Origin of the sequence: Methanolobus sp. WCC5 (assembly GCF_045690325.1) — an archaeon.
In the GTDB taxonomy this organism is placed as follows: domain Archaea; phylum Halobacteriota; class Methanosarcinia; order Methanosarcinales; family Methanosarcinaceae; genus Methanolobus.
The window spans coordinates 438,169-457,001 of sequence record NZ_CP146981.1; the positions used below are offsets into that span (position 1 = coordinate 438,169).

The window sequence follows — 18,833 nt, forward strand, 5'->3', positions numbered from 1 at the left end:
AAAACTGGAAGATAAACTGAGAGTATAAAAATTTTCTATAATTATTATTTATATATTAATCAAATGTGGAAAGTTATAAATGTCAATCGGTTTATTCACTTATGGAGTGGATAAATTTGGCAAGTATATATCCAGGGTGGGAAGATATCGATAGATTTCACAACAAACTTACTGATGGCGAATACCATATTACAGAATACCTCCATTCAAATCTATCTGATGAATGGGAAATTTATGTTCAACCTTTTTTAAATGGATCTAGGCCTGACATTATTTTGCTGAGCCATGAATTTGGTGTAATTATTATTGAAGTTAAAGATTGGATTCTTCATAACTATTATTTTAAAGTGGATGAGATTTCCAAAAAGAATGAATTATATGTAAAAGCAAAAAATGGAAAACATAAGATACTGAACCCAATTGATCAAGTGGAACATTATAGCGATAAATTAGAAACTCTAATTCCTACTTTAGAATCAAAAGTCAACAAACACTATAAACTTATACGTAAAATTATTTATTTTCATAAAGAATCACAATTTTCGGTTGATGAATTTTTCCCGCCGATTCAGAAATGGAACAATAAGATGTTAGTTGGTATTGATGGACTACATAGCGAAAATCTAAAAGAGTTCATTTATATGACTGTTAATAAAGAATACAATTTGATGGATGATGAAACTCTAGAGCATATTAGAACATGGGTTCAACCACCTTTTCATTTTAAAGAACAATGTAAACCTATTGATTTTAATAATATACCAAATGGAAACGAAATCAAAAAACATTCTGAGCCTAACCCCGGTTCACATCGCATAAGGGGAGTTGCAGGAAGCGGAAAAACTTTAGTAGTAGCATACAGAGCAGCAAAATTAGCAAAAGAACATAGAGTTCTCATAGTTACTTATAACAAAACTTTATGGCATTATATTCATGATAATGTAGCAAGAGCACCTTTTGATTTTGAACGGAAAAACATTGTTTATAGTCATTTTCATGAGTTTTGTAATGATATATTGACTGAATTAAATCATCCAAAACCATATGATAAAGATGATGAGAACTTTTACTTAAATAATATTGTTTCTTTTGTCAACAAAGCACTTGGTAAATGTGGAAGAAATGGGAAAAACATTGACGAATACAAATATGATGCAATCTTGATAGATGAAGCTCAGGACTTTGAGGCAGAGTGGATTGATTTACTAAGGAAATTTCTAAAAGGAAGAAAAGAATTATTGATAGTTTGTGATGAAGCCCAGAATGTTTATGGACGCAATATGAGTTGGACTGATAATGAAGGGATAAAAAGAGGTTTTATCGGTCCATGGGGTAAATTATCTAATTGTATCCGTCTTCCAAAATTGATCGCTGAAGAGGCTAATAGATTCGCATATCAGTATTTACCTGATGTAAAATTGCATCCAGTACCCACACAAACCAAATTGTTTGAATTTGATCCAATATTAAGGTGGATACCTTGTGAAAATAATGATGAAATAAAAGATCAGGTTGAAGCAGCTTATGATTATTTAACAAATGAAATTAAGCAACAACCATCAGATATTGTTGTGCTTTTCCAAAACATAAGAATTGGAAAAGAAATGGTTGAGAGGTTTGAAAATAACAAACATTTAAAGGTAAATCATGTTTTTGATGGTGGTCATAAGAATTCATTCTGGATGGGAGTTCCTAGAATCAAAATGAGTACAATCCATAGCTTTAAAGGAATGGAACTTAAAAATGTAATAGTCGTTGTAACAGCGAAAAAGCCGTCTGAAATATACACAGCAATATCAAGAACCATGCAAAATTTGATAGTTATAAACCATGTCAGCAAATATGATGAATATGGTAAAAGTTGGCCTAGTACAGACCCATTTCAGGTAGCAAATTAATAGTAATATTGTTAAAAAAATTGGGTTTTTTCAGCTTTTTCCCCACATCTCCAACCTTTCCCTTACATGCGAGTTTAATGTAAATGGTTTATCTGCTTCAACATTCTTTTTCATGTAATGCAGAGTATCTTTTGAGAATCCCATCTTTTTCCATTCTGAATAAGATATGCTCAATATCTTTTGTCTAATATCATCCGAATCTTGTCTTTCAACAGCCAACCAAGATATACAGCTCTGCATCTATTGGAAAGTATGCCCTTAAGCAGTTAGGCATTGCACCCTTCATGAGTCTTAATCCTGATTTCTCTCCTGAAATTCTTGGAAACATCATGACTTCTTACTATGGAGGAAGATGCGAATGCAAAATTAGGAAACAGCCTGTAAAGGTTACCACTCTTGATTTTACTAGCATGTATCCAACCATTACAATGGAAATGAATCTCTGGAAATTCATAAAAGCAGAATCTCTTGAGATGCAGGATGTTACAAATGAGACAAGGACAATGTTGTCAAAAGTAGATCTTGCATATCTTCAAAATAAAGAGAACTGGAAAGACCTTGTCGTTATGGTTAGATTCAGCCTGATAAGGATATACTTCCTGTCAGAATGGACTATAAAGGCTCTGGAACAGGTTATAACGTAGGTATCAACTATCTAAGCTCTGATTCTGAACTATGGTATGCATTACCTGATATTATCGCTTCAGTTATTCTTACTGGAAAAGTACCTAACATTGTTGAAGCTGTCAAGTTCATTCCAAAAGCTATCCAAAAAGGTTTAAGAAAATCTCAGATTCTAGGAATTGATATTGATCCTGAAAAGGATAATCTGGTTCAGGTACTTGTTGAAGAAAGACAGAAGATCAAACTTCAGATGAAGGATATTAATATTGAGCTTAATCCAGAAGATAAGAAAAGTGCTATTCAGGTACATTGTTTAGATAGCTTTGAGACTTCAGAGAACAGATATGAGAAGGCAGGTAACTATTATCATCCTTTGCTAGCTGTTATGATTACTTCAGGTTCTAAACTGTTCTTGGCTATGGCTGAAGCAAAATGCAGAGAACTTGGTTCTACTCATGCATATATGGATACTGATTCTATCTTTGTTCCTCCTGAACATGCCCAGGAGATTATAGACTATTTCCAACCACTCAACCCATACAGCCTTGATATTGATTTGCTGAAGGCTGAAAAAGAAAATATGTGGTTTTATGGCATATCATCAAAACGTTATGCACTTTACACTTATGAAAATGGGAATATCAAGTTCATGGAAGGAGAGAGATCTTTTAAGCTTCATGGATTAGGACATTTAACTAATCCATTTCCTAAAGCTGTTGAGGATTGGCAGGCTGAAATATGGAAAGATTTGCTTAAATTGCATTATGGTAACATCACAGAGGTAGATATTGAAGAGAAATATTCTAATCTCTATGCAATCTCTAAGCTTACTGTTAGTACTCCTAATGTATTGAATAGGTTTAAGACTCTCAATAAAGAGAAGGTATGGGAAGAGCAGATTAAACCATTCAATTTTTATTTAGTGGGATTCCAGACCGTTGAAGAAAACGGTAAAGCTGTAAAACCTTTAGCTCCTTACTCTAACGATCCCCAGAGTATTGTATATGAACCATTCATTGATTATGAAACAGGAGAGATTAAGCAAGGTTCACATTATTTCAAGCCATTGAGTAGAACAATAATAGAGTATGCAAATCACCCAGAATCTAAGTTTGATAGAGATATCGGAATATTGGAAAGAAAGCATGTTAAGGCTGATTCTGTTGTTTACATTGGGAAGGAAGCAAACAATATTGATGAACAGGCTCTTGATGTGAAGAAGTCACAGGAATTCATTAACAAGCAAGCGATAATGGATAATATTCTCAAAATGTCACAAACAGAAGCTGAAGCTATAGGAGTTTCTAGGAGCAGATTTCAGGGAATTAAGCAGAGGATTAGGAAAGCAGGAAATTTGAATTTGAATACTCCTGCTGTTAGGAGGTTGTTAGCTAACTAGGAAAAATCTAAGGGAAGTTAATAAATACTAACCGGTATAATAATCATTATTAGCATGGTTTTTAATAGCAATATTTTGTTTCAACATTTACAAAACAACTCATTTACATACTTGACATTAATATTGTCTGCTATATTTTTTCCGTTAATAAAATATTATGTTGAAACAAAGTATTGGAGTACTCTTGCAAAAAAGAAAAATATTTGGAATAAATTCATCTCTAAAAATAAATATATAAACAAGGCTTTTGATTCCTATCAAAAAGCAGAAAAAGATACCCTTATATCTTTATTAAATGTTATTTTAATTCCTTTATTGTTATTTATATATTTTATTTTTCAAATTCTGATTTATTTTTTATTACTTAATTATGTAGAAAAACAGTTCTTTAGTTCTCAATCACTGGAACTCATTACATACTTTCTTTCGATTATCCTTTTTTTTATATTCGCTTTGCCTTTAATGTTTTTTTCTTCACTTACAGAAAAAATACAGAGAGATTTAACTATAAACAATCACCGGAAGTCCCTTTCCAAAATAAAAATCTTACTCTTTATTATTTATATGACCGCAGTTTTTTATCTTTTTTTCATAGCTATTGTGATAGTTAATACAGAAGAAAACGCTTTTTATTTTGGGCTGTTTACTTTAATTCCTCTGTTTTTTGTCGTTTTTGCATATTCATCCCGAAAATCAACCACAATGAGAATAAAAAATATTTTAAATAACAAATATTCTTCTCTTTATCCTTGTATTAAAATATCTACTGTAGGTGGGGAAATTCATACAGGGAAATTGAATAATATTTTTGATGATGAATCGATTAGAATCATAAATCATAAAAGAAATGAAGTTATCATACTTTGGGATGCAGTTGCAACAATAACAGAGTTAAAGGAAATAGAAGAAGAACAAAAACAATTAACATATTTTGATGAGATATAAGAAAAAAATCTGACTTACTTTTTTAATATGCTTTTTGAATTGAATGTTTTGCAATTTATTTTAATTGTCCTTTTTTGTTAGATCTTTTTAACAGGACATTACAATCTTATAATTAAAGTTCCGTTTTTTGACGTTACCTATATCCCAAAACCTAGGTGCGGGGTAATAGGTATCTTGAATTTAAGATACTCAAAAATTTAAAATGTAGAGTTCGTTTTAATATTATATAGTTAGTTCAGTTTTTGGCTCTGTAGAAATCCTCTAAATTCCAGCGATTATGCAAGTCAATAAATCTTCTAAATGTTTCCCATAATAGTGATTGTTTTTGCCAAATTTTAGCTATAGATAGTGATTTCAATATGTTTTCTACAGAGCCCAGTTTTTTAAAGTTAAACCTGAAAAGGTTTGAAAACTTTTATATAAGGTAGTACATAATAAACATCTAAAAAATAGAAGGATATAATTATGAATGTGATTCAATTATTTATATCGGTTTCCAAAGAGAAGACACCTGCTGATACTAAATACTTAATTGAATCAGCATTCCAAAATTTATCGGCTAGTGCTGATACATATAAAAATGATATTAAAGATTTGTGGAATAATCAAAGTGACCACATATATGCATTATATGACTCAAAAGATATTGTTGCCTATCAAGAGATCGATAAAATTAAGTATTTTATATTTGCTGCTCATACAAAAGTGTATAATAAAAATAGCATTAGTCTTGATATATTAATTTTGTCAGATGTTAACAATATTGATTATTCTGTAAACGCAGTTATTTCTAATATAAAACAGACATTAGATATTCCTCTAAATTTATTATATTTTATTAATAGAGGTCATAGATGGATTTATGGTTTATACACACTACTTCCAAATAAAGAACCAACAAAACACTTTTTAAAACTGAAAGTTCTTAAAGAAGCAGACGCCTTTTTATTTTCCTACAATACATCACAAAATGATATTTATGATTCATTACACAAAATTAAAGTGGTGTTTAAGAACCTTTCATTGAACAAATGGGAAAAAATGAGAATAGGTGGGTTTTTTGTTCTATCTTTGTTTTGTGTAGCCTTTTTTGTATTTGGAATACAAGATAAAACCATTAATGAAGATCTTATAACAGGTTTATTAATTTCATCTTTTGCATTTTTGCTTAGCGAGATACCTATAAAAGTACTTCCTTCTTATAATATACCTTTAATTAACAATAAACTAAGTATTTCAGTAGAAAACTTGTCAGATAGCATTCATCATTCCAATCAACCCTGCATCCCTTATTCACAAGATAAAGATGTAAATGATCTAGATAACCCCTTAGAGGAGGAATTCCAATGATACAAATACCATATATTAAAGTAAATCAACGAGGGGAGACTTTTTTTGTAACAAAAATGAAAGCTAGTTTACTCAAAGAACATGTAAATTTTCATTTCCGAGATCCTTATCTGGAATATCAAAATGAGGTTAATGTACAAAAATTTGAAGCTTATATAGAAAAGCTAGGGAAAAAGGGAATTTCTATAGAGCCTTCAGAAAATGGTATACAAAGGAGATTGGATTTTAAAAGAATTAACGACATACAGAAGTTTGTCGAATCAAATTCTAGTAACTTCTTCCCAAATTCAATATTAGTTTCTGTAGATGTAACGGACATCTATATGTTTGAAGATAAATTTTCTGACTATGAACTAAATGAATTTGGAGAATTTGAACTTCCTGATTCCATAAATTTTACCGTAATTGATGGACAACATAGATTAGCAGGATTATTTTTGTGCGATCAAAATACAATAGATGACTTTGAACTAGTAGTTATTATGCTAATAAATATCTCTTTATCTACAGCTGCAAAACTCTTCTCAGATATAAATGGTAAGCAAAAATCGGTAAGTAAATCATTGCTTTATGACCTCTCCGAAGATATAAACCCGATTGAGTTTAGTAAAATTCGAACATATCATACAATTGCAAGCAAATTTTATACAGATGAAAAATCACCATTATATAGACAAATAAAAATGCTTGGTATAGGCAGAGGAGCTATATCCCAATCCTTTTTTATAGAATATGCAATCGCATCTGTCAAAAAAACAAATCTAGACAATGCACCTGTTCAAGAAATATATAATCAACTATTTTATTACTTCAAAGCTTTCCAAATGGTTTTCCCTGAGGATTGGCCTGTTCCTTCGAGCTTTGTTGACTATAACGATTTAGATAATCATGCTCAGCTTGTTCTAAAAGAAAAGAATAGTCAGCTTGTTAAAACGAATGGATTTGGGGCAATTATGACACTATTCCCCTATGTTTATAAGAATTCCAATGGAACTTATCGATCATATCTTGATATCATTTCAAAATTAGAAGGAAGGATTTCATGGGTTCCAGATAAAACTGATCCACAAGGAACTGGAAAAAAGTTTCAAAATTTCTTATTTAAACAAATGAAATCGATATTATTTGAGAACTGCGATTTCAATTAAAAGAAAAGGAGGAATAAGCTTTCTCACATGAGCTTATCCGCAAGTCCCCTCATGAACTTAGCATTCAGATTGATGTCTCCGGTTTGCCTTATTCTCTCCTGAATCCTGTTCAGAGTTCCTCTGTAAGCAATCCCAACTGTTCTACCCATCTCAGGAGTTAATTCCATTATTTTATCCATAATCTCCTTTTTGTTGAGAAAAATCTGTGCAGGATATATTTCCAAAGGCTGATCATCAATATTGTTAGCTTCCTTTCCAATAAGGATAACACTATCAACATGAATATGTCTGCGTTTTAATTGTCCGATTTTTCCTTTGTACTTGTACTCAGAATGGTCTGCATACTGCAAGATAGTCATATTCAGAGACTTGAAGTAATGAGATCCTTGCATGATCCTCCCCGTATTATAGTCCAAGAAGATATCATATACTATCTTCTGATAGTCTTTGGAGTAGGGTGCAAGAGGCTTAATGACTTGTCCATCATCCTTTATTGTTTGAAAACCAACAAGACAAAAATTAAACGGTTTTATCTGCTTAGACCATGGTTTCCCTTCATTCATCTTCTTAAATCTCTTCAATACATTTGAAGTGCTGACAGTAAGCTTTGAGACAGCATATAGATTAGAATACTTCTCCTCAATATCAATTGGCTTTATGATCCCATAGTGTAAGCTAAGAATATCCACCCACACATCAGCATGCCAGTCTTTATTACCATTAGGAAAGGGATTGGTCAAATGCCCAAGACCATGCAGCTTGTAGGATCTCTCATGCTCATAGAAGCTGAAATTGTTTCCTTCCTTGTAGTAAAGAGCATACCTCTTAGAACATATTCCATAGAACCACATATCCTCTTTTTCAGGTTTAAGCAGGGAGATATTAAGATTGTAAGGGTTCAATGGTTGGAAGTAATCTACAACCTCCTGAGCTTGCTCAGGTGGAACAAACACAGAGTCGGTGTCCATGTAAGCATGGGCTGCACCAAGTTGCTTTACCTTGGCTTCAGCCATGGATAAAAATAGGCGTGAACCAGAGGTTATCATAACCCCCAATAATGGATGATAGTACTTTCCGGGTTTCTCAAATCTGTTTTCAGAGGTATCAAAACTATCAAGCCCATAGACTTCTATATCGCTCTTCTTTTCATCAGGATTGAGTTCTATGAAGATCCCATAACTCATGGCATTAACAAGAATCTTGATTGCCTGTGCCTGACTTGAGAGATGTCGGTATTCAGGACTATCCCTCTTTATATTCTTCATTCTGGTTTTGATTTTCTGCCTTTCCTCAACAAATACCTGAATGAGATTGTCTTTCCTTGGATCAAGGTCTATTCCAAGTATAGAGGATTGATTAAGGCTTTCCTGCACACCAGAAGGAACAAATCGAATGGCTTCAACAATCTCTGGAACTTTGCCTGTTAGCAACACTGAACTGATTACATCAGGCAAGGAATACCACATAGGGGACTTGGAAGAAAGATAGTTAACTCCTACATTCAACGATGATTTATTGCCCTTATAATCCATTCTCACAGGAAATATGTCTTTGTCAGGGATGATTTTGACCATTACTACAAAGTCCTTCCAGTTATCCTTGTTTTGTAGGTACTCAAGGGAGACTTTTGAAAGCAGGTCCTTAATCTCACTGGTAACACTTTCCATCCGTAATTTTTCAGCAATAATGAATTTCCACAGGTTAAGAACCATTGTTACAGTTGGATACATGCTTGTAAAATCAAGTACTGTGACCTTTACCGGCTGAAGCCTATGCATGCATTCACATCTACCACCAAAATAGGCTGTCATTACATTACCAAGTACATCGGGTAAGAACAAAGGATTCTGCTTATGGAAGGGTTGGATACCAAGCTGTTTCAAAGCATACTTTCCAAGAGAGGCTGCACTGAATATCTTAGTAACAGGAATATCTATTTGGTATAGATCTAGTTCATCAAGCAACTCGCTGTAAACATCATAAGTAGCCTTGACATCCATAATCAAATAATCGATATATTCTTTAGTTACAGTACCATGCTCAATATCATCTATTTTCTTGTGTTTGGTGTCAAGTAACTCACACGCCCTTTTGAGTGAGATACGTTTCTTTTGCAGGAGAACTTCAGCAAGGGTTTGTGCATCAAGGAAATAACCTGAGAAATAATCCTTACCTTTGTTCTGGTTGGTAGTAGAGAACTCGTAAGAGTAAGATTCTCCCATTTTACGAATCCTTATAGCTGGATTGAAAGGATTATCAGATAAGGTCAGAGTGAATCCGCCCTTTTTTCCCTTCCTTGAATCACCTGAATGTTTTGCAATTCTGCTAATATCAAATGCAAGATTGAAACCTACGCAGAGTGTACCAAGTCCAAATATTTCAGGATAGAACACTTCATCAACGAACTCCTCTAATGAATAGAGTAGAAGGTCTTGCTTTTTTGAATATGTCAGAATGACTTTGTTCTCACGATTATCTAGCATCGAAGAATCATAGATTAATCCTTTGTGCTGAATATATCCATCCTGGAATATCTCAAAATAACCAATCTTCATGTTCTGGTACTGATCAGTAGTTGTCTCAGTATCAAAGACAAGTACTCTATCATGCCTTAAAGGTGGGTCTTTTCTATCAGTGTCATTTCTCCTTGCATTGCATTTCTGTGTATAAGCTCTTACAGCTATCTTACTCATTGTATGTCACCTCCAAGCCTAGAAGACGCAATTCTTTTCCAATTCCTTCTAGCAAAGCACCAACTGATACAAGGATAAACTTCAGTCTGTCATCACTTGAAGCATAGCCTGTTCTGACATTTCGAGGTAGCTTATTCTGTTCTTTCGTAATCTTGGCATGACAATTCTTACATAAGGGAATCGTTTCATCTGAATTACTTTTCCCATATACATGATGCATCTCAATTACACTTTCATCATCTTCAGCACACTTTATGCAACGAAGCGTTGCCTTTCCATTTAGCTTTTGCATCTTAACGCTATTTCTATACGTTTTTTTGTCCATGGTTTCACCTCAGTATTTGTATAATTCTAAAAATTCGGGTTCTTCCAGCGCTTCTGCTATTTCGTAGAGCCTATCAAGGTTTGTCTCAAAATAGTGAACTTTACCATCAGCATCAACAATCGTCTTGTCTTTGAACTGATCCAGAACTGAAGAATCATTGTTCTTCAATGCCTTTGATACCAGAGAGAAATGTTTTCCTAGCAACGACCTATCTTTTGAACTAATGGTAACAATAGACCGTAGCCCTTCGCCTCTCACAAACATCGACATCTCAGCCTCTAGGCTGTCTGAAGCTGTGACCTTCCATTTTCCTCCTGACTTGTAGAGATTTGTTCCAAGATGCTTGATAGCAAAATCTTTCTTAATTCCTAGCTTTTCAACTGCATGACTCAGATAGTTTCCATTTCTCATTTCTCTAAGTAATTTGAATGCTAGGTTTCGATCTCTTTTTTCTTGTGAAGAGAGAGTCTTCCAAGATTTGGTGCTTAGATCGTGGTCTTTTAAAGTCACATTCCTTAACTCTTTGAGAGAAAGGTTTGGGAAACGTTCATGCATTTTGATGATTCGCTTTCCATATCTAGTATCCCTTGATTGGGCTTTTAGCCATTCTCCGTATGTCCTGAAATTTTCAGAGAACTTTCTTCTAGTCATAGTTCTTCCTCTGCTAATTTCAGTATTGCTACTCTGACGACTTCGGCCTGAGAGCATCCAAGTTTATCTGACAGCTGTTCGAGTTTCTTCTTGAGGTAAGGAGACAATGTTGCTATTGATTTTTTGGTTTTCAAACGATCACCAAAAACGCATTGCTTAGCAAGTAATATATACTAATTTGACTATATGTTTGGATATGAGTTATATACCAAATTCAGATATGTTTCAATATAAAATTTATAAAAAGACTATTACTTTTGATAATAGTATACTTACTATACTAGAAAAACGAGGTTATGTCAGAAGGCGCGACCTCATAAATATGGTCAGGGAAGGAAATGAAAAAAAACGAGGTTATAGTAAGATAACTCTCAATCATAAAATTGACAAAATGGCTAAAAGAGGAATTATTACAATTATAAAGTACGAAGATTTATTTAAATACGGAATAGAGGAAACGGATAAAAGAGCCTCGTATATTTCATTAAAACAAACCGCTGGAATCAGACTTCACGTTGATGAAATATTCAAACTTTTTGAAGAAGGAGATATTGCAGATAAGAATTTAGTAATATCAGAAATATTCAGCTATGAAGATGCCTATGTTTTAGATCCTCTTCAATTGGATGTCCTTGCTAAAAACTTAGGCGAGGATGATTTAAACCTTACATTTAATATTTTGATTCTTCTCTATCGGCATGTTATTGAAAAAGGGATTCGGCCTAATAAAGAAAAAGCTTACTTGGATTCTTTAAAGAGCTTACTAGAAAAGTATCCTATTTCTCCCAAAAAGAAACCAAGCTTTAGAGGATATGTTTTTGCTTTGCTTGGAGTTTATAACGATAAGTCTATTGTTGAACAATTAATCATGGATGCTGAGAATATGGAAGACCTTTCTTCTGTAGAGGAGGATTATGATAAAATATTCACAGCTAGAGTAATTGAAAATCACAGAACAGAGCTTTTTGAAGTTGAAAGAAATCTTATCAAACAAGGAAAAATAGAGAGTGCAAACACACTTCGCGGAATAAAAAATACTGCTAGAGCAAGATTGCGTATCATTCCACCTGATGATAGTATTAAGATTCCTGGAGTTGATATATAATGAGATTCCTGTTACTAAACGGTCATGGCATTGATATGCGTGTCAATGGGGCTAAACTACATGTCAAGGATGGAAGATTCTCGACAACTGAAATTCCCGAAGAATATGTTTTCTCTCCAAAGAGAATGGATATTGATAGCATTATCATCTATGGTCAGAACGGAAATCTTACAATTGATGCAATCAGATGGCTGATAAAACATAATGTTCAGATTTCAATACTCAACTGGGACGGTAAATTATTGACTACAATGCTCCCACCTGAAAGCACTAATGTCAAAACTAAGTTTGCTCAATACCATGCATTTGAAGATGAAAAAGCAAGAGTCAAGATAGCAAAGAACTTTATCGAGGCTAAGTTTGACAAGACTCAGGTGGTACTCGATTATCTCAAACAACGCTATCCTTCAATAGATTACGATTTCACAGAGGACTTTGAGAAACTAGAGAAGGCCAAGACCATCAAGGAAATAATGGGTGTTGAGGGCGGAGTTGCCTACAAGTATTGGAATGAGTTTGCAAAAGCAATTCCTGAGAAATACGATTTTGAATCAAGAATTGATTCGAGCCGGAGGGCCACAGGCGCAGGGGACATGGTAAACGCTATGCTTAACTACGGCTATGCTTTGTTAGAGGCAGAGGCCCTCCGCGCCATCAACGCTGTGGGGCTAGATCCTCACGTGGGCTTTTTACACGAAATGACAACTAGCAAGAATAGCTTGGCTTATGACCTGCAAGAGCCTTTCAGGTTCTTAGTAGATCTCGCTGTTTTGAGTCTCATAGAACAAGATCACATGGAGAAGAAAGATTTCATCAGAACAGAAAGTTATTCTCTGAGGCTAAGACCAAGCGGAGCTAAGAAGCTAACTGAAGAGATTAACCTATGGTTTAACAAAAGAGTTAGTTACCAAGGCAATATGACAATGTGGAGTTATGTCATGTTCCTGAAAACTAGGGAATTGGCTCAGTTTTTGGTTGGTAAGCGACAGGAGACAGATTTTGTAGAGCCACAGTATGAGACAAAGAGACAGGATACAAGCGACATACGACAGAAAATACTAAGTATTTCATATTCGGATTGGAAAAAACTAGGATTTTCAAAAGGTACTTTGCATTACATGAAGCAAAATGCGAAGGCAGATAAGCCTTTTACACTTAATGCTCATAATAAAGAACGTTTGGATAAGTGGGAGAAACTTGTTGCAACTACCTAATTTTGTTGTCGTTTAGCTGTCTCCTTTGTCGCTTGTCATAGGAAACCAGGAGACAAATCTAGGAGACAGAAGAGACAACTACTTGGAGACAAGTCCAATAGACATGGGAGAAATAAACGACAGACAAGAAGACAGACGAAAATGATTGAAACTCAAGTTAATTCCTTGAGCTTCTGTAAGCTTTCATTAATCTTTGCCTGAGATTCTTCAATTATCTTTATCAATTCAGCCGGTTTTGGTATTTCCTTTTCAGTGGTATTAGGATTGACCGCCTTGAGATCATAGTCCTTTTTCTTGATGGTATTAATATCCATATACCAGCTTTTCTCACTGATCTTATCTTCTTCCTTGTCTGAATGAAGCCTCATCAGAAAATCATCAAACTTATCAAGTGTAAGAGGGCTTCTCTTCAGAACTTTAATGTCAGACATATCATAGTACCAGATTTTCTCAGTGCTTTTGCCTTTAGTGAAGAAGAGTAGATTTGTTTTTACAGCAGCACCAGCATTTAAAAATACTTTTTGTGGAAGGCTTACAATACACCATAAATCACAAACATCTAGAAGTTTTTTCTTTGTCTGAATAAAGGCATTTTCATTGGTTCCAAACAAAACACCTTCATCTATGACCATTGCACAAGTTCCATCATCAGTTAAATGATCAATGATGTGTTGTATGAACAATATTTGAGTATTGCTTGTCTTAAAGGCAAAATTGGCCTTTGCATCTTCCCCTTCTTTGCCTCCAAATGGAGGATTGGTGAAGATATAATTGAATTTGTATGGTGAATCTTCAAAAAGATCCATGTATGTTACTCTACCACTGAGAGTATTTTTCAAACCTATATGTGGCTGGTCAATTCCATGTAACACAAGGTTTGCAAGGGCTATAGGAAAAGCTGTAAAGCTACTATCTAAACCCCAGAAAGCATAATGTTTGAGATGGCTGTAATCTGAAGCAGTGAGTTTTAAGCCGGATAGTTCTGGATTGATTAAGTATGTATAGTTTTCAGCCAGAAAACCACCTGTACCACAGCCAGGATCATAGAAGGTTGTATATTCACCATTGTGCTTTACATCTGGTTTAACAGCCCTTATCATTGCCCTGATTACTTCTCTTGGTGTAAAGAACTGTCCTCCATCATTGTTCTTTTCACCCATTTTGAGAAGCAAACCTTCATAGACTTGTGATAGAGGGAACTGATGTGTAGCGTCTATATTTTCAGATGTCAAGTGTTCAACTTTGTCCAGAACATCCAATAGATTCTTTTCACTACCTAATCTTGTATGATTGAGGTTCCTGAATATTTGGGAAATTATCTTCTGTCTCTTAGTAGCATTTGGATTCTCTTCATGATCATCGAAAGCTTTCAGGTGAGGAATTAAATCTTCATTGACAAAATCAAGAAAGGCATTCATATGGCTTGCCTGAAGTTCCTTTCTCTTTTTTCCATCAGGACTTCCCCAATCTCTCCACCTGTAAGGATATTCTAGAGAAGGCTCAAAGTTATCGCCTACTGCCTCACTTTGAAGCTGTTCTTCCTCTTCCTTCTCATCTAGAATCCTCAAAAACATCATCCATGTAAGTTCGGGAATATACTCCATGGCACCTTTGGTATTATCCCTACGCATGATATCGCAAATTGATTTTATGTATGCATTCATGCTGGATTGATCAGAAACATTTCTTCCATTATTTTTAGCCATGATTTACACCTTCTCTGGGATTTCGTATTTACTGAACACTTCATTTAGGATCGATTCAGGTAGCTGGTTGACTGCAATAGATTGAAGCGAGTTGATATCTGCTAATTGTTTATACAATTCATAAACTCCATTTGAATGATTTATGATCTTGTGTTGCATACTAATATCTATTATTGGAACTTTTAAATTACCTAACATTGTAGCATTAAAATTTGGCATTGTACCCCCTCTGGAGTGTTTTAATATTTGATTCCAGTAAGAGGGACTTTTAAAAAATAAATACAAATATTCTGGCAGTACATTTTCATCTTTTATTTTAAGCCTAATCAAATATGATGCAAATACACTGTTCTCTGGATTCTTAATTAAAAAACTTTTCCCAGTTGTTGCGCCTGTCCTAGCAAAAACAATATCATTATTTTTCAATTCATATTGGCTATATTTTTCAGATGGACAATTACAATAAGGAACAGTATCCCAATTGACATGATTATTTTGAATATCTGTGATTCTTAATAATTTAGGACCTATTTTCTCTTTGGATGCTGGCACCGTGTATCCATATTGGGGATTTTCACAGAAGTCTTTTATTTTCTTTTCTAAAGAAAAATCTTTCAAATCTTTGAAAACCGAACTCAAATAACCTTCGAATATCTGATTTATTTTAAGCTCTTGGATAGTAATTTCTTTCTTTATATTTTCAATTTCAGCTATTTGTTTTTCAAGTTTAGTAATAATTTCTTGTTGAACATCAATAGGAGGAATAAGTATTGGTTGATTTTTTAGACTAGTCAAAGTATATCCCGATTGTCCAATCCATTTCTTGCAATGTTTAGCAAAGTGACCTTTGGCCCACATATAACTGAGATAACTATGGAAAAACTGAGGCAAAACAACATCAGTATCAAGTCTAATTCTGTTTATATGATTACTAAAAGCAAAGCTATATCTTTCATTAGCAATAGCAGACTTTCCCACTAATTCTGTACTATTAGTATTATTAAATAAAATATCTCCTTTTTCAAGGTAATATTTGTTTTCATCAACAATGTCAAGAGGAACTTGATACAAAGTATCTAAATTTAGTTTGCCATTCTCTATATTGAATGGTCTTAATTGAACATAGCCCCCTTCCTCAACTAACTTGTTCTGTGAGCAAGCAAAACCAGATAAATCATCAGCTACGCATTTGCCGATAGGCAGTATTTTCCATCCTTCAGGTAATTTTTCCTTTCCCATTTTTCAGAACTTCCGGTTATTTCATGCTTTAAGCTGTATATGGAATCTGACTTCAATATAACATGGAAGAATAAAACAGTTTGTGAAAAACCTGATCAAAACTTTCAAGCAGCCAATAATCTTTCTTTCACATCACTAATCAGTGTACTTACCTTTACTCCAATCTTACCAAGAGCCCTTATACCACCAGCAACCTTCACGGAAGGAATATTGAAGACATCCTTGCTTTCCAGTTCTTCAATACCATTCTCTCTAAACTGGTCTGCTAGTGCCTTGATAACTTCTGAGGAGTCAGAAGGTAAGCTCATAAGCCATACCTTATTTTTGTAATCAAAAGCTTCAACTCTTTCATCTCTAGTCTTAGCAGGAACTCCAAAACCAATCTCAGCGAATAGGTCGAATAGATCACAATCATCCAGTTCAAGCAATTCCCGCAATAGATATGCACCTTGATTGCCGCCTGGTAGGGCTGAAATAAGGTGTTTGCGGTCTTCAGGATTAATCCACATTTCTCTTAAGAGGTCTATATCTTTTGCCTGATCCACTAGAGAAGCTGCTAACTGTTCCTTATATTCCTCTACAGTAACAGGCTTTTCTTTTCCGGTTTCATCATCACGCATCAGGATAAAAGTTCCTTCATCCTTGATCTCTACTTCATAACCCTGAACTTTTGCTATCTTTCTTTTCTCACCCGTGCTTTTCATTGAAGGCTTTGAAGGAGCAGATCTTGGATTTGAAATGAAATCTTCACCAAATAATCTTGTGACATTAGTGTAATCATAAATCCTGAACATATATTTGTTAAAGCCTTCATCAATTCTTGTTCCACGGCCTACCATCTGGTAGAATTGGATAGGTGAATTCACGTAATTGAAGAAAACAATATTTTGAACACAAGGGATGTCAACACCTGTCGTTAGTAAGTCAACGGTTGTTGCAATGAAATGCGAGTTTTGGCTTCCTCTCATGTTTGCTATAAGCACTTCCTGAGATTCACCAAGAGTTCCTGCTGAGATTCCTTTTTGAGTACACTTAAAAGCAAATTTCTCACATTCAGGTAGTTCTCTTTCAACATAGAGATTGTTTAATGTATTAGCCACATCACCAGCATGCTTGTCGTTTACACAGAAAATTATTGTTTTCTGCTTGAGACCGCCAGTCTCTTCAAACATACTCATCAGATCTTCACACATGGCTTTAACTCTATCAGGCAGGATGAGATCTCTTTCATAGTTTTTCTTGCCATAAGCTTCTCTTGTATCATGAATTGTCAGTAGATTACCTGTCTTTGCATCCCTAGCACCCATATTAACGATTTCTTGTCCACTAAGTAATCTATCATCAATATCAGGATGCCTTTTTACAATCTCACAGGCTGCCAGATAACCGTCTTCCCATCCTTTATGGTATGGATATTCATAAACCGGCTCACCAAAGTACTCTATGTTATTCCGACTGATTTCCTCATCTTGGCCTCTCTCATCGGCACTGCCTCCGCTAATCTGCCTTGGCGTAGCCGTTAAGCCTATCTGGACTGCATCGGGATTGTTCTTCAGAACAATACTCCACTTGTTCCAAGCACTCCTGTGGCACTCATCAATAATAATGTGACTAAAGTAGTTCTTCGGGAAATGCTCAAGGAAAAACGATTCATCTCCTTCTTCATCAATACCAAGAGCCTGATAAGTAGAAACAATAATACGAGCATTCTTCTTTGGATCTTTATTTTCAACAAAATCAGCATTATCTCCAAATACAGCAAACATCCGGCCAAAGCCTTGTTTTCTCAGTTCATTTCTGTCGCAGACAAACAAAGCCTTCTTGAGTTGTCCGGTTTCAGCGAGCTTGTAAAGTATCTGAGAGGCTATCCGTGTTTTACCAGATCCAGTTGCAAGAGACAATAAAACTCTGTTCCATTTCTCCTGTTTTGAGGCTATCTTTTCAAATGTAGCTCTAATGGCTGCATCTTGGTAGTAACGCCTTTCTGATTGACCACCTTTATAGGGCACAAGTAAAGGTTTTGCAATTTCATCTTCAAGAGACAAGCCTTTTCCTGTTTCATAATGAGATTTTAATATATCAGGAGTAGGAAACTGATCCAGAGGAAGCTCATCACTAAAGCGTTTATTAAAAGCATCATAGGATACAAAGGAATGCCCATTGGTTGAAAACACATAAGGAACATTGAGATACTTTGCATATTCCTTGGCCTGATCAATACCAAAGCCAGCAAATTCGTCTTCTTTTTTGGCTTCAATAACTGCAACAGGCAACGGATTTTGGCCTTTAGTGGTTGGTAAGCATAAAAGGTAATCTGCTTTACCGCTTTTCCTTTTTGTTTTGCCGTTTATAATTTCAACAGCACCAGCAGTAGTTTCACGTCTTATTAGATCCTCTTTCCAGCCGATTGAATGAAGTTTTGGATCAATAAGTTTTGCTCTGGTATCTGCTTCGTTATATCCCATTTTTACCATCAAGAAATAATTGAGTAGTAAGAATTGTACAATAAATTATAAATGTGTTATGTTAGATTTAA

The 18,833-nt window shown here is 34.6% G+C and carries 16 protein-coding genes; 8 read left to right on the forward strand and 8 right to left on the reverse strand.

The genetic code is table 11. From position 1 onward, the window contains the following. Positions 1-101 precede the first annotated feature (101 nt). Entirely contained in the window at positions 102-1,898 is a 1,797-nt protein-coding gene (locus tag V7O64_RS02170) for a UvrD-helicase domain-containing protein (protein ID WP_407356399.1), read from the forward strand. A gap of 30 nt (positions 1,899-1,928) precedes the next feature. On the opposite strand, the gene V7O64_RS02175 is transcribed toward V7O64_RS02170, so the two are convergent. Beyond that, on the reverse strand, positions 1,929-2,117 hold the full coding sequence (locus tag V7O64_RS02175) for a hypothetical protein (protein ID WP_407356400.1): 189 nt from the start codon (positions 2,115-2,117) through the stop codon (positions 1,929-1,931). A gap of 65 nt (positions 2,118-2,182) precedes the next feature. On the opposite strand from V7O64_RS02175, the gene V7O64_RS02180 reads away from it, so the two are divergent. From V7O64_RS02180 to V7O64_RS02200, 5 genes are all read left to right on the forward strand, one after another. Beyond that, positions 2,183-2,542 (forward strand): hypothetical protein, encoded by a 360-nt coding sequence (locus V7O64_RS02180; RefSeq protein ID WP_407356401.1) that lies wholly within the window; start codon positions 2,183-2,185, stop codon positions 2,540-2,542. After that, complete coding sequence (locus tag V7O64_RS02185) at positions 2,506-3,921, forward strand: hypothetical protein (protein WP_407356402.1); 1,416 nt, start codon at positions 2,506-2,508, stop codon at positions 3,919-3,921. The genes V7O64_RS02180 and V7O64_RS02185 overlap by 37 nt, the downstream gene beginning before the upstream one ends. A gap of 111 nt (positions 3,922-4,032) precedes the next feature. Beyond that, entirely contained in the window at positions 4,033-4,866 is an 834-nt protein-coding gene (locus V7O64_RS02190; protein ID WP_407356403.1) for a hypothetical protein, read from the forward strand. Between the two features lie 465 nt (positions 4,867-5,331). Then, the gene (locus V7O64_RS02195) at positions 5,332-6,216 is read left to right on the forward strand and encodes a hypothetical protein (RefSeq protein WP_407356404.1); all 885 of its coding nucleotides are present in this window, start codon (positions 5,332-5,334) and stop codon (positions 6,214-6,216) included. Further along, complete coding sequence (locus V7O64_RS02200) at positions 6,213-7,364, forward strand: DGQHR domain-containing protein (RefSeq protein WP_407356405.1); 1,152 nt, start codon at positions 6,213-6,215, stop codon at positions 7,362-7,364. The genes V7O64_RS02195 and V7O64_RS02200 overlap by 4 nt, the downstream gene beginning before the upstream one ends. A gap of 23 nt (positions 7,365-7,387) precedes the next feature. Here the strand turns inward: V7O64_RS02200 and V7O64_RS02205 are convergent, their stop codons facing one another. The 4 genes from V7O64_RS02205 to V7O64_RS02220 are packed head-to-tail and all read right to left on the reverse strand — an operon-like array spanning position 7,388 to position 11,167. Continuing rightward, positions 7,388-10,057, reverse strand: a complete 2,670-nt coding sequence (locus V7O64_RS02205; RefSeq protein ID WP_407356406.1) for a hypothetical protein — start codon at positions 10,055-10,057, stop codon at positions 7,388-7,390. Then, the gene (locus V7O64_RS02210; protein WP_407356407.1) at positions 10,050-10,382 is read right to left on the reverse strand and encodes an HNH endonuclease; all 333 of its coding nucleotides are present in this window, start codon (positions 10,380-10,382) and stop codon (positions 10,050-10,052) included. The genes V7O64_RS02205 and V7O64_RS02210 overlap by 8 nt, the downstream gene beginning before the upstream one ends. A gap of 9 nt (positions 10,383-10,391) precedes the next feature. After that, positions 10,392-11,033 (reverse strand): hypothetical protein, encoded by a 642-nt coding sequence (locus V7O64_RS02215; protein WP_407356408.1) that lies wholly within the window; start codon positions 11,031-11,033, stop codon positions 10,392-10,394. Next, positions 11,030-11,167, reverse strand: coding sequence for a hypothetical protein (locus V7O64_RS02220; protein WP_407356409.1), 138 nt, complete (start codon positions 11,165-11,167; stop codon positions 11,030-11,032). Before V7O64_RS02220 ends, V7O64_RS02215 begins: the two co-directional genes overlap by 4 nt. Before the next feature lie 188 nt (positions 11,168-11,355). Between V7O64_RS02220 and V7O64_RS02225 the strand changes: the two genes are divergently transcribed. Together V7O64_RS02225 and cas1 are read left to right on the forward strand one after the other, a co-directional pair. Beyond that, positions 11,356-12,138, forward strand: coding sequence for a hypothetical protein (locus V7O64_RS02225; protein ID WP_407356410.1), 783 nt, complete (start codon positions 11,356-11,358; stop codon positions 12,136-12,138). Further along, positions 12,138-13,352, forward strand: coding sequence for a CRISPR-associated endonuclease Cas1 (gene cas1 / locus V7O64_RS02230; protein ID WP_407356411.1), 1,215 nt, complete (start codon positions 12,138-12,140; stop codon positions 13,350-13,352). The genes V7O64_RS02225 and cas1 overlap by 1 nt, the downstream gene beginning before the upstream one ends. Before the next feature lie 152 nt (positions 13,353-13,504). Here the strand turns inward: cas1 and V7O64_RS02235 are convergent, their stop codons facing one another. The 3 genes from V7O64_RS02235 to V7O64_RS02245 all read right to left on the reverse strand — a co-directional run bounded on the left by V7O64_RS02235 (position 13,505) and on the right by V7O64_RS02245 (position 18,771). Continuing rightward, positions 13,505-15,058, reverse strand: coding sequence for an N-6 DNA methylase (locus V7O64_RS02235; RefSeq protein ID WP_407356412.1), 1,554 nt, complete (start codon positions 15,056-15,058; stop codon positions 13,505-13,507). A 3-nt stretch (positions 15,059-15,061) separates the two neighbouring features. Next, positions 15,062-16,297 (reverse strand): restriction endonuclease subunit S, encoded by a 1,236-nt coding sequence (locus V7O64_RS02240; protein WP_407356413.1) that lies wholly within the window; start codon positions 16,295-16,297, stop codon positions 15,062-15,064. Positions 16,298-16,401: 104 nt separating this feature from the next. Beyond that, complete coding sequence (locus tag V7O64_RS02245; RefSeq protein WP_407357365.1) at positions 16,402-18,771, reverse strand: DEAD/DEAH box helicase family protein; 2,370 nt, start codon at positions 18,769-18,771, stop codon at positions 16,402-16,404. Positions 18,772-18,833: the final 62 nt, after the last annotated feature.